General features: G+C 68.9%; 9 protein-coding genes and 1 tRNA gene. 6 read left to right on the top strand and 4 right to left on the bottom strand.

The features are described 5' to 3' along the window. Positions 1-177: 177 nt before the first annotated feature. Positions 178-1,125 (top strand): class I SAM-dependent methyltransferase, encoded by a 948-nt coding sequence (locus IT371_02135; protein ID MCC6746425.1) that lies wholly within the window; start codon positions 178-180, stop codon positions 1,123-1,125. Between the two features lie 212 nt (positions 1,126-1,337). After that, positions 1,338-2,189: an IS3 family transposase gene (locus IT371_02130; GenBank protein MCC6746424.1), complete on the top strand. Its 852-nt coding sequence runs from the start codon at positions 1,338-1,340 to the stop codon at positions 2,187-2,189. A 315-nt stretch (positions 2,190-2,504) separates the two neighbouring features. On the opposite strand, the gene IT371_02125 is transcribed toward IT371_02130, so the two are convergent. Next, positions 2,505-2,578, bottom strand: a tRNA-Met gene (locus tag IT371_02125). A gap of 200 nt (positions 2,579-2,778) precedes the next feature. Here IT371_02125 and IT371_02120 point away from each other — a divergent pair. From IT371_02120 to IT371_02105, 4 genes are all read left to right on the top strand, one after another. Then, the gene (locus IT371_02120) at positions 2,779-3,636 is read left to right on the top strand and encodes a 3-keto-5-aminohexanoate cleavage protein (protein MCC6746423.1); all 858 of its coding nucleotides are present in this window, start codon (positions 2,779-2,781) and stop codon (positions 3,634-3,636) included. A 9-nt stretch (positions 3,637-3,645) separates the two neighbouring features. After that, the gene (locus IT371_02115; GenBank protein MCC6746422.1) at positions 3,646-4,473 is read left to right on the top strand and encodes a 3'(2'),5'-bisphosphate nucleotidase CysQ; all 828 of its coding nucleotides are present in this window, start codon (positions 3,646-3,648) and stop codon (positions 4,471-4,473) included. Between the two features lie 173 nt (positions 4,474-4,646). After that, positions 4,647-6,122: a hypothetical protein gene (locus IT371_02110; GenBank protein MCC6746421.1), complete on the top strand. Its 1,476-nt coding sequence runs from the start codon at positions 4,647-4,649 to the stop codon at positions 6,120-6,122. Between the two features lie 85 nt (positions 6,123-6,207). Further along, on the top strand, positions 6,208-7,032 hold the full coding sequence (locus tag IT371_02105) for an SDR family oxidoreductase (GenBank protein MCC6746420.1): 825 nt from the start codon (positions 6,208-6,210) through the stop codon (positions 7,030-7,032). A 46-nt stretch (positions 7,033-7,078) separates the two neighbouring features. Here IT371_02105 and IT371_02100 read toward each other — a convergent pair whose 3' ends face one another. The 3 genes from IT371_02100 to IT371_02090 form a co-directional block, all read right to left on the bottom strand. Then, the gene (locus IT371_02100) at positions 7,079-9,781 is read right to left on the bottom strand and encodes a serine/threonine protein kinase (GenBank protein ID MCC6746419.1); all 2,703 of its coding nucleotides are present in this window, start codon (positions 9,779-9,781) and stop codon (positions 7,079-7,081) included. 80 nt (positions 9,782-9,861) lie between these two features. After that, a complete protein-coding gene (locus tag IT371_02095) occupies positions 9,862-11,250 on the bottom strand; it encodes an FtsX-like permease family protein (GenBank protein ID MCC6746418.1) in 1,389 nt (462 codons plus the stop codon). Further along, positions 11,247-11,969, bottom strand: coding sequence for an ABC transporter ATP-binding protein (locus IT371_02090; GenBank protein MCC6746417.1), 723 nt, complete (start codon positions 11,967-11,969; stop codon positions 11,247-11,249). Before IT371_02090 ends, IT371_02095 begins: the two co-directional genes overlap by 4 nt. Positions 11,970-11,971 lie beyond the last annotated feature (2 nt).

Here is an 11,971-nt window from a genome sequence, read left to right as displayed (position 1 = left end):
CGCACTGGCCAGCGTCGCGTACCCCGTTGGGCAAGCCGGCGAGCGGACGTCGAGAAAAGGCCGTCTTTGGTCTGAGGGGCCTGGCACGCACTGTGCAATTCGGCCGGGCTCCATCAGAGGTGAGGAGAACATGCTTGGTGAGCAGATCCCGCTGAGCACCGGCGGGGTGGCCGCGAGATGAGAGCTCGATTCCCGGCCAGCCTGCTGGTGGCGTACGGGCTCCTGCTCGGCACGGCCGGGGCAGGCGGTTCGAGCCAGGCGGCGCGGGATCCCGGGGTCAGCTGCGCCCAGACCCGCCCCGCCAACGTCACGGCGCGCGCGCTGGTCCGCGTCTGGGCGGATCCCGTTCAGCGGTCGCAGGCCATCAAGGTCATCACCCCCATTGTCGGGGCCGAAGCCTGGGTCCCCCGCCTCGACGAGCTGATGAAGTCCCCTCTGCAGAGCCTCGAGCTTCTGCACATGCTCCAGCTGACGATCCCCCGCGGCGGCCAAGATCTCGCCGCGGCGCGACAGCGCTACCGCGACGAGCGGGCCGCCGCGCAAGCGGACCACGCGGCCAACCTGATCCCCGGCCGACCACGGCGCTTCCTGGACATCGGCAGTGGCGACGGCGCGATCGCCGAGGAGCTGGCGCGACGTTGGCGCCTCGATCCCCAGCATGCCTGGGCGCTCGACCTCAGCCCTCCGCCGGCCTCGCCCCACGTCACCTCGATCACGTACAACGGCCGAGGACAGATCCCGCTGCCGCCCGAGTCGATCGATGCGGCCACGCTGGTCATGGTGCTTCACCACACAAAGAATCCAGCATCGGTGCTCCGCAAGGCTTACCAGGTGCTCCGGCCCGGCGGGTGCTTGCTGATTCGCGATCACGACGCAGGCCGCGCAGCGGATGTTCGCTTCTTGCAGGCCCTGCACCAGCTGCTGATAGCAGCCTACGGCGATTCGCCGGACTATCCGCCACCGCGTCAACTGCGTTCCCGTGCCCAATGGGAATCGCTGGCCACTGCGGAGGGCTTCACCGTGGTCAAGGCCGTACCGCCGAACCCCGACAATCCGTTTGTGTCGTTCACCCTGGTCTTGCAGAAGTCGCCCCGCAGCGGCGCTGCCAGCAGCTCAGCAGAGTGACCCGAGCCGCTCGCGGCGCCGCGCTGGTGCCGCGGGCGCGTCAACGAGGCTGAGAGGCCGTCCTCTTTGATCAGCAGAAGCCCGTCGTCGTGCACGCGCGGCTCACACTGGGCTGGACCCGATCTCGTAGACGCCACGCGAAAGGTGGATACGAGGGCGAGGATGGATCAGGGGACGAAGGGACTTTCTGGGACGAGTTCAGGGCGGGGGCCGTGCGGCTGGTCCCAGACGAGGGCAAGAGCATCGCCCAGGTAGCCCGAGATCTGGACCTGCCGGCGAGCTCGTTGTCCCTCTGGGTCAGGCACGCACGAGCCGACCGCAGCAAGGGAAAGACGGGGCCTTGGCGTCTCGCGCTCGGGGTATCACGCCTGGAGGGCGTGCCCGCGGTCGGAGCGTGCGCGGCGCGACGATCAGCTCCGCGTCCAGGTTCGTGCCGCACACGCGGGGTTGGGCAACGGGACTACGGGAGCCCACGCATGCACCGCGAGCTGCGCGACAGCGGGACCCGCGTCAGCCGCGAGCGTGTCAGCCGTCCGATGCAGGAGGAGGGCCTCGTCGCCCGGATTCGCCGACGGTACGAGTGCACCACGGTGAGCGATCCTACCCAACCCATCGCGCCGAATCTGCTAAAGCAGGACTTCGAGGCGGCCGCGCCCAACCCGCGCTGGGTCGGTGACACGACCGAGCTGCTCATCGGGCCAAGTCGCTCAAAGCTCTTTCTCGCGACGATCGTGGACCTGTACTCGCGGTTCGTCGTGGGATGGGCGCTCAGCGCGAGAAACGACCGCCACCTCGTTATCCGAGCGCTCGACACGGCCCTGCGCCGTCGGCGCCCAGGTGGTGGTCTGGTCTACCACTCCGATCAAGGAGGCCCGTATGCCGGCGAGGATCAGCAGAAGATCCTCGCCGCGCACGGCATCAGCCGTGGCCTGAGCCCACGCGGCAACTGCTACGACAACGCCGCGATGGAGTGCTTCTACAACCCGACGCGCCGGCACTCGGCGCTCGACTACCTCAGCCCGGCTCAGTATGAGCGAGCTGCACGGTGCAGGTTGGCGGCGTAGGACAACTGTCCACGGGATCGGATCGAGCCCAAGGCGCTGACCCGGCGCTACCGGCGCGTCTGGTTCGGCCCCCTCGAGATCGCGGTATTCGCCGCCCAGACCTTCACGCGCATCGCCACCAAGCCGGTCTGCGAGGGCAAGCATCCGCGGGAGGAGACAGCGGAGCGGCCAGAACCTGTACCCGAGCCCGGTTCGCGGCGAGTGTTGCCCTCGCCCGGTTCGTTCCCATCGAAAACGCATCAGGTGTGCAACGACCTCCTGACGCAAGAAAGCCCGCCGGGGGGGTCCGCGACGGGCTTTCTCATTCTTCTTCAGTAGCGGGGCCTGGATTTGAACCAGGGACCTTCGGGTTATGAGCCCGACGAGCTACCAGGCTGCTCCACCCCGCACCAACGACGGGCCAGTACTTATGCCAGACGGATCGGGATGTCAAGTCGCCAGCGCAGAAAGCCTGGGCGCCCGTGGGGGGAAGGAGTGGGCGAGCGCCGGCTCGTTTCGCCTTGACCGGTACGCGCGCGCCATTGTGTGATGCCCCGACGACGCCGTCGTCGATCGATCCAGCAAGGAATCCTGCACGAGGCGAGCTGCTATGCGCGACAAGGTGATCCTCACCAACGCCATCTCCGGGGTGCTGGCGAACCGCCAGCAGTGCCCTGCCATCCCCTACACCCCGGCCGAGTACGCCGCCGAGGCGAAACGCTGCTACGAGGCCGGAGCCGCCGTCGTGCACATCCACGCGCGCGAGGACGACGGCTCTCCCTCGTTTCGCCCCGAGCGCTACGCAGAGATCGCGGACGCCATCCGGGCCGCTTGCCCCCTGCTGCTGAACTTCTCCACCGGGGCGATCGGCATTCCGATGGAACAGCGGGTGGGACACATCACCGGCTACCGCCCCGAGATCGGCGCGCTGAACGCCGGCTCGCTGACCTACGCGAAGTACAGCGCGCGGCGGAAGACCTTCGTCTTCGACATGGTCTTCGCCAACCCCTACAAGGACATCCTGTTCCTGCTCGAGAAGATGAACGCCTCGGGGGTGAAGCCCGAGCTCGAATGCTTCGACTCGGGCCACGTGGCCGGAAGCGAGGTACTGCTGGAGATGGGCGCCCTGAAGCCCCCGCTCGACTTCAGCTTCATCCTCGGCGTCGTGGGCGGGATGAAGGCCACCGCGCAGCATCTGGCGTTTCAGGCCCAAAACGTCCCCGCCGGCTCCACCTGGAAGGTCATCGGCCTGAGCCAGGAGCAGTGGCTCATGGTGGCCGCCGCGCTCTCCCTCGGCGGCGACGTGCGCGTGGGTCTCGAGGACAACTTCTACCTCCCGAACGGCGAGATGGCCCGCTCGAACGGAGACCTCGTCGCCAAGGCGGCGCAGATGGCGCGCGACGTGGGCCGCGAACCCGCCACGCCCGAGGAGGCGCGTCGCCTGCTCGGCCTCGAGAGCGCGGCGTAGAGACCGAGCGTGACGCTGGACCTGGACCGCGAGCTGCGTCTGGCAGTCGAGCTGGCAGAGCGAGCCGGCGCGGTGCTGCGCGGCTTCTTCGGTCAACCGCTCGCCGTGGAGCGGAAGGCCGGCAACGAGCCGGTGACCGAGGCCGACCGCGCCGCCGAGGAGGTCGTCCTCGCGGGCCTGCGGGCGCACTTCCCGGACGACGGGATCCTGGCCGAGGAGCACGCCGACAAGACCAGCTGGGCCACCTACCGGCGGGTGTGGCTCGTCGACCCGCTGGATGGGACGCGGGACTTCGTGGCCGGGCGCGAGGGGTACTCGGTGATGATCGGCCTTCTCATCGACGGTGAACCCGTGCTGGGCGTGGTCTACCAGCCGGCGACGGGGCTGAGCTACGAGGCCGCCGTGGGCCAGGGCAGCTTCCGTCGCCACGGCACGGAGCGGGCGCCCCTCGTGCCCACCGCCATCGCGGATCCGGCGCAGGCGCGCCTCGTCGCCAGCCGGTCGCATCGAAGCCCTCGCATCGACGCAGTGAAGGACAAGCTGCAGATCTCCGACGAGCTGAACGTCGGGAGCGTCGGGCTCAAGGTGGGCCTCGTCGCAGCGGGAGTTCGCGAGCTCTACATCAATCCCGACAGCCACTGTCGCCTCTGGGACATCTGCGCGCCGGAGGCCGTGCTCACCCTCGCCGGGGGGCGCATGACCGACCTCTTCGGGGATCCGCTCCGCTACGACGATCCGAATCAGCTCCGAGTCCTCCGCGGCATCCTGGCCACGAACGGCGCCTGTCACGCCGCCGTGCTGGAGCAGATCGCCCCGATTTTTCCCAGGCCCTCCTGAGCGGCCCCAGGCCGCGCCCCTGACCGGCCTGCCCACGTCGGTGCGCACGCGCTGGCGCCAGCGGCCACGTCTGGCAGTGCGAGGGGCCAGCCCGGCCACACCAAGACGCGAGGGATTCCGCGCAAGGACCCTGGCTCGAAGGTTGCTATCCGACGCCACGGAGGCTGCACGCCATGGGTACCCGTCTGACGCGACGCCTGCTCCCCGCCATCCTGGTGCTCTGGGCGGTCCTGCCCGCCTACGCGGCCCCGGCCCAACTCGCCGGCGCCTCCCCCTCTCCGCTCGACGGCCTCCGCGCCGGGGCCGTGGTTCGGCCGCAGCAGCTCTACCGGCATCGCGCGCAGAACGTCGTCGACGCGCACTACGACCCGCAGCACGCCATCCTCCGCCGCGGCGTTCAGGAAACGCCCTTCGATGGCCTCAAGCTCTTCCCGATCCGCGAGCTCTTCGCCGGCCCGAACGAAGTGTTCCTCGGCTTCGGCAAGCCGAACGTCTACCTCACCATCCCGTCGGAGGACCGGCAGGGCTACGTCAAGTTCGCGGCCTTCATGTTCCGGCGACAGGCGGCCTACGTCGCCGACACCAAGGGGCGCGTGCAGTCGGGGGTCCTGGTCCGTTTTCGCGGCCTGCCGGAGCACGCGGTCACCGCCCTGCGCACCGCGATGACCGAGCACGCCGGCGACCGGCACTGGAGCTGCGCGAACGCCAACGGCCGCGTCCTAGCCACGGCGGGCTTCACTTCCGGCGGGAAAGGGCTCGGCCGCTACTACCGACCGACGTCGCTCTTCCGGCGCATCCTGGATGCAGGGCTCGAGTTCGAAGGCCGCCCCGTCCAGCTCGATTTCATCCGCACCACCGCCGAGCCGCTCGAGGACTACATCGCATCGGTCGCCGGCAAGGAGCTGTCGAGCCCATTCCGCCTGGTGCAGAAGCTCGTCCAGGGCCTCACCTCGCGCGGCAAGAAGGAGCACGCCCCCGCGCCGATCCTGGCCCCCCGGGAGCTCGAGCCGGCGCCGGTGGACGCCGCCGCCACCATGAACTCCACCACGCGCCTCCGGCTCTCGCACCCGAGCCGCCTCGGAGCGGTATTGCGCCGCGTCTGGGGTCAGCACGTCCTCTGGGAGGCGGTCCCCGACCGCGCCCAGGTCGCCATCGACGCCTATCTGCCGGACCGGCTCGTCGCCTTCCCCAAGCGGGAAGCGAACCTCTTCACGCGGCTCAAGCGGGATGTGCTCTTCTCGCGCAGGACGGTCCGGGCGATCCGAGACCACCTGGCGCGTCGCTACGACGACGTCGGCACCTTCACGCCGCAGGCGCTCGCAGCCATGATGCTGCCGCACACGGAGGCGCGCCCGCGCAAGTACAACCTGGTCATCACCGGCGACCGCATCGTCGTCACGCTGCTCGACGTGAAGAAGAAGGCGGTGGACTGGGTACTCTCCAAGCACGTCCTCCTCTCCGGCTACAGCGACGACGTGCGCTTCGCGGGCGAGGCCTGGATCGAGCACCAGGAGAGCGGCTACGTCCTCCACCTGAACAATAACTCGGGTTCGTACCAGCCCACGCCCGAGCAGCTCGTGCGCACCGGCCAGATGCTCGAGGCGGCCTGCCCCGGGCTGAAGGTGCTCACCCATCCCGTCGGGGGCTGACACCACGCATGCCTCGCTGTACCGTCCTCCTCCGCACCGAGCCTCGGTCGCACCGCCCGGAAACGCGTCTCGCGGAGGAGTCAGGATGCAGGAGCTGAAGGGCCGCTGGGCCGTGGTGACGGGCGCGTCGAGCGGGATCGGTGAGGCCCTCGCTCGCGCCCTCGCCCGCCGAGGGATGCATCTGCTCGTCACCGCGCGCCGGGCCGACCGGCTAGAGCGCCTCGCCGCAGAGCTGACCGCGGCCCACGGCGTCCAGGTGGAGCCCTTGCCCCTCGATCTCTCCGAGGGCAGTGCGGCCACCGTCGTCACGGAGCGCGCGTTTTCCGAAGCGCGCGACGTGGCCGTGCTGGTCAACAACGCCGGCTTCGCCGACTACCAGGCTTTCCTTCACACCCCGTGGGAACGGCACAGGGGCATGCTCGAGCTCAACGTGCGCGCCCTCACGGAGCTCACCTATCGCTTCCTAGAGCGCCGGATCGCCGCCGCGCACGCGAGCTACGTGCTGAACGTCGCGTCGATCGGCGCCTTCATGCCCGTGCCCTATTTCGCGAACTACGCCGCGGGCAAGGCCTACGTGCTCTCCTTCAGCGAGGCCCTCGCGGCGGAGCTCGTCGGATCGAACGTCCACGTCACCTGCCTCTGTCCGGGGGGGACCGCCACGGAGTTCTCCGACGTGGCGCAGCAACGCCTGTCGCCGACCGTGCGCCGCACCCTCATGTCCTCCGCCCGCGTCGCCGAGGTCGGGCTGCGCGGGCTCTTCCGCGGACGCCGCGTAGTCATCCCCGGCTGGACGAACCGCGTCATCTGCTTTCTGACCCGACTCGTCCCACGTCGGCTGATCGGCTTCTTTTCGGTCCGAACGATCGGCCGGCCCGAGCCTCCGGCCTCGCTACCGCGCGACGGCGCGTAGGGCCCGGCACGGAATAGGCCGATCGTGTTGCCGTGAACGGGGCGTGCTACGGAGCGCTGCCGCTCTGGAAGGTCTTCACCAGCTTGGTCGGCTGGTCGGGCTTGATCACCACCGTGAAGCTCTCATCGATGTTGAACTTGGGGTTCTTGAGCTGAATCTTGTGCTTCCCCGCGGCGAGCGGGATCTTCCCCTGCGGCGTCGTGAGGCCCGTGTCCTTGCCGTCGATCACGATCTGCGTCCACGGATTCGAGTTGACCTTCAGCGTCCCCATGCCCGCCGGCTCGGGGTTCGTCGGCGGCGGCGTGGGCGTCGAAGCCACCTTGGTCGGGGTGGAAGGCTTGACGGTCCTCGAAGATCCAGGCTTCCGGCCCGGACTGCGGAGCTTGGTCGTTCCTTCGCGCGAGGGCTTCACCGCCACGTGCGGCTCCGGCTTCGGCTTGGGCGGTTGTTTCGGGGTGGAGGCCACCGGCCGCGGAGGTGGCTCCTCCTTCGCCGTCGCCGTCGCTCCTTCCTTCTCCAGCTTCGCGAGGAGCTTCACCGGCGCATCCCCGTCGAACTCCACCGCCCCGGCCCACTCCTTGTAGCCCTCCCGCTTGACCACCGCGCGATACGCATACTTCGGACTGAGGTTGATCTGCACCGGGGTGCGACCCAGCCGCTCCCGCTGCCCGTCTCGTTCGAGGAACGCCTCGCCCTTCGGCTCGCTGTCCAGCTTGACCGCCACCTTCGGGGGCAAGAGCTTCACGCTCAGCCGGAGCTGCTCCTCGGGCTTCACGTCGAACTCGTGGATCCACGGCAGGTACTCGCCCCCCTTCTTGACCTCCAGGCGGTGGCGGCCGGGTGTCACCTGGCTGATCCGCATCGGCGTCAAGCCCGTCAGGCGTCGTCCGTCGAGGAAGGCCTCGCCCCCGACGGGCCGCGTGCGGAGCTCGATCGAGGCCGTCGCGAGCGCCTCGAGCTGGGGCGTGACGCGCGTCTCCTCACCCGCCTTGACCTCGATCGTCTTCTCCCAGGATTCGTAGCCGGACTTCCGAACCGACACGATGTAGAAGCCTGGCTTCAGCTCCTTGATAGCCGTCGGAGTTCCCGTCCCGGCCTGGCGTTCGCCGTCGAGAAAGACCTGAACGTCGCTGGGAATGGCCGAGACCGAGATGCCCCCCGGCCGCTTGCCGTGCACGACGAAGTAATAGATGGCAGCCGCGCAGCAGAGCACCACCACCCCCGCGATGACCCCGTACACCGCCGTCCTCGCGCGCCGCTCCCGGCGTCGCACGGCCGCCGCCGTCGCGAGCGGTGCGAGAGGGCCGGTCATCATCACCGGACCCGTGCTCGCGCGGAGCAGCGGCGCCGTCGCGGTCGGCATAGGCCCCGTGATCGCCTGGACGGGTCCGGTGCGCACGATGGAGGACGCCGGAGCCAGAGTAGGTCCGTCCTCGTCGGGCTCGAGCGCGTCCTCGGAGAGCGCCACCGCCCCAGAGTCCTCGCTCCCGCCCTGTTTGTCGTAGATCTGGGTCTCGACCTCGTCGTCGTCCCACGTGAGCGGCGCCGGCGCCCCTTCCACGGGGCGCGTCTCCCCGGAGGAGAGCGCCTCCAGCGGGGCCGGCGGGGCACCACCCGGGCTCGGGAAGTCCACCGTCGCCACCGCGCGCGGCAGCTCCATCGGGGAAGCGCTCGCCAGCGGGTGACCGTTTCCTCCCCCGGGAACGGGGGGCGGCCGCGGCACGGAAGGAACGCTCACCGACGGCGGGGGAAGCGTGGGCGCCGGTTTCAGCTCGGGCGCCGGCATCTGCCGGTAGGCCTCGAGCTTCCGCGCCTCCTCCTCGATCTCGCGCGCGAAGGTGCGCTTCATCCACGCCGCTAGGTCCTTGCGGGCGTAGAACTCGCCCGAGGTGTAGACGTACGCTTGCAGGTCGTCGTGCAGGTCGATCGCGTTCTGGTAGCGATCCTCGACGTCCTTGGCCAGCGCCTTGAGGACGATCTGCTCGAGCTCCTCGCCAATCTTCCGGTTGTAGGTGCTGGGCGGCAGGATCTCGACGTTGCGCACCTTCTCCAGGGTGGAGAAGTCGCTCTCGCCGTAAAAGAGGCGCTCGCCTGTGAGCATCTCGTAGAGCACGACGCCGACGGAGAAGATGTCGGAGCGCCGATCGAGCGGCAGGCCCCGGACCTGCTCCGGAGACATATAGCCGAACTTGCCCTTCAGGATCCCAGCCTGCGTCTTGGACGCCTTCCCGGCGGCCTTCGCGATCCCGAAGTCTACGAGCTTCACCTCGCCCTCGTAGGACACGAGCACGTTCTGCGGGCTCACGTCCCGGTGCACGAGGTGCATCTCGCGGCCCTGGTCGTCGCGCTTGTTGTGCGCGTAATCCAGGCCCTCGCAGACCTTCATCACGATGAAACAGGCCTGGGAGACCGGCATCGTCTCCGAGAGCCCGCGGCAGCGGTCGTAGATCGCGCGCAGGTCCCTGCCGTGCACGTACTCGAGGGCAATGAAGTGGCTGTCGTCTACCTTCCCGAGGTCGAAGATCTGCGCGATGTTCGCGTGGTTGAGCTGCACCGCGATCTTCGCCTCATCGATGAACATATCGATGAATTCGGCGTCCTCGGCGATGTTCGGGAGAATGCGCTTGACGGCGAGGAGCCGTTCGAACCCCTCCACGCCGTAGGCCTTGGCGCGGAACACCTCCGCCATGCCTCCGACGTTGATCCGTTCGAGGAGGTAGTACTTGCCGAAGGGAATAGGCCGCTTCACGTCGTGGCCTCGAGGGGCTAGATAGTGGCCTTTTGTAGTATAGCAGCCGGGGCCTTACGTCAATACGGCCCTCTCGAGGGTCAGCGCGTGGCCAGGGCCTCCGCCGGCTGCAGGCGCGCGGCCTGCTGCGCCGGAACCAGCGCGCCGAGCACGCAGCATAGCACCGCGAAGCCAAGCGCCCCGAGGACCAGCGCCGGCGAGAAGACGAAGTAGGTGTCCGGCTTGAACGGAAAGTCGGGCACCCGATGCGCCGAGTACCAGTCGCAGGTCCAGGCGGCAGCGCGCGCGATCAGCAGCCCGAGGCCCCCGGCCAGAAACCCGATCACCGCGGCCTCCCCGAGGACCACGCTCCGGATGTGTCCCCGCGTGGCGCCCACGGCCCGCAGCACGCCGATCTCGCGCCGCCGGTCGGCGATGAGCATCATGAAGGTGTGGGCGATGTTGATCGCCGAAATCCCGACGATGATGACGCTAATCAGCGTGAAGAGGATCGTCGCCAGGGTGATGAAGAGCCCGACCCGCTCCCCCTGACTCTCGGCCAGGTCGAAGCCGAGGCTCTTCACGTGGGCCGCGAGCGCGGTGATGTCCCGCTTCGACTCGACGACCATCACGACGCTCGAATAGGTCGTGGCCTCGAGCTCCCCGGCGTAGCGCCGGTTCCAGGCTTTCACGTACCCGATCGGCACCGTGAGCCCGAGGGGGATCGCCTTGTCGCTCACCCCCACGAGCTGGAACTGGCGGTGGACCGGCTGGCCACCCTGGCGCGCCTGACTCCCGAGGTACGAGCGGCCGAGCTCGACGGTGAAGGACTTCCCGCGAAAGAGGCTGGCGGCGAAGTCGGGGATCTTGGGCAGACCCGGGTGGGTCGCGGCGATGGACCCGTTGTAGAGCTCGATCATGTGGCGCGAGATCACCGCCGGGATCAGCGGATGGCACTCGTAGACGTCCCACGCGCAGAAGAAGCCCTCCGGGCAGCTGTTCCCCGCGCCGCACCGGCTGGGCTTGCGCCGGCTGAGCGCGTCCTCGAAGACGAACGGGGGCTGGACCTCCCCCTCGAGAATCGCCTCGTCCACGCCGTCGCAGAAGCCGCTCACCTCGAAGTAGAAGTCGCGATCCCGCTTGAGGAAGCTGCGCCCTCCCCACCCGCGCGCGGGGAACGCGAGCTTCATCTTGGCGAAGACCGCCTTCGGCCGGGCCCCCACCTCCGGCGGAGGGTTGCGCAGGCGTGACACCAGCGCGTCGTCCAGCCGAACGCCGCTGCCGAAGAGCGTGGCCTTGGGAGGGATCACCTCCAGGCGGTCCACGGGGAAGATCTCCCCGAGGACGACCTTGCGCACGCCGGCGTCGAGCGAGAGGAAGAAGGCGAAGGCTGCGATGCCGACCACGATCCCGATCGACGAGAGGATATTGTGCTTGCGGTTGCGCCGCAGATTCTGCCGCACGAGCCGCAGGAGCTTCCGCGCACTCATGGCCCGTCTCCGTGGTTGGCTTCGACCCCCACGGCCCCCACCTCGGTCGCCAGCCGTCCGTCCTCGAGCCGCACCACCCGATGCGCGGTGCGCGACACGCGCGCCTCGTGCGTCACGATGACGAGCGTGATCCCGTCCTCCCCGTTCAGACGCTGAAACAGCTCGATGATCTGTTTGCCCGTCTCGCTGTCCAGGTTCCCCGTCGGCTCGTCGCAGAGCAGAATCGGAGGCCGCTGGAAGAGGGCCCGCGCGATGGCCACGCGCTGCTTCTGTCCGCCGCTCAGGTTGGCCGCCAGGTCCCCCGCGCGCGCCCCGAGCCCAACGCGGTCCAGCGCCTCCCGGGCCCGGCCGAGCGGATCCGCAACCTCGGTGCGGCTGAAGAGGGCCGGCATCGCCACGTTCTCCGCACACGACAGGTGTTCGAGCAGGTTGAACTGCTGAAAGATGAAGCCGATGGTCTGATTGCGAAAGGCGCTGAGCTGCCGATCGCTCAGCCGCGAGAGGTCCAGGCCGTCCACCAGGACGTGGCCCTGGTAGTCCGCATCCAGCCCACCCATCACGTTCAGCAGCGTCGACTTCCCGCTGCCGCTCGTCCCCACGATGGCCAGGTACTCCCCCTTGCTCACCTGCAGAGAGACCTCGTGAAGCACCGCCACCGGAGCCTTCGCGCCCCGGAAGCTCTTGCTCACCTGACGAACGTCGATCAGTACATCGGGCATGG

Source organism: Deltaproteobacteria bacterium (assembly GCA_020848905.1).
Classification (GTDB): Bacteria; Myxococcota_A; Polyangia.
Note: the sequence above shows the minus strand (reverse complement) of the source record. Positions and strands in the feature narration are given on the sequence as shown.

What these genes read in the sequence shown, in the direction of transcription:
- IT371_02135 (MCC6746425.1), top strand. Translation starts at nt 178, where the DNA reads ATGAGAGCTCGATTCCCGGCCAGCCTGCTGGTGGCGTACGGGCTCCTG.
- IT371_02120 (MCC6746423.1), top strand. Translation starts at nt 2,779, where the DNA reads ATGCGCGACAAGGTGATCCTCACCAACGCCATCTCCGGGGTGCTGGCG.
- IT371_02090 (MCC6746417.1), bottom strand. Translation starts at nt 11,969, where the DNA reads ATGCCCGATGTACTGATCGACGTTCGTCAGGTGAGCAAGAGCTTCCGG.
- IT371_02110 (MCC6746421.1), top strand. Translation starts at nt 4,647, where the DNA reads ATGGGTACCCGTCTGACGCGACGCCTGCTCCCCGCCATCCTGGTGCTC.
- IT371_02105 (MCC6746420.1), top strand. Translation starts at nt 6,208, where the DNA reads ATGCAGGAGCTGAAGGGCCGCTGGGCCGTGGTGACGGGCGCGTCGAGC.
- IT371_02095 (MCC6746418.1), bottom strand. Translation starts at nt 11,250, where the DNA reads ATGAGTGCGCGGAAGCTCCTGCGGCTCGTGCGGCAGAATCTGCGGCGC.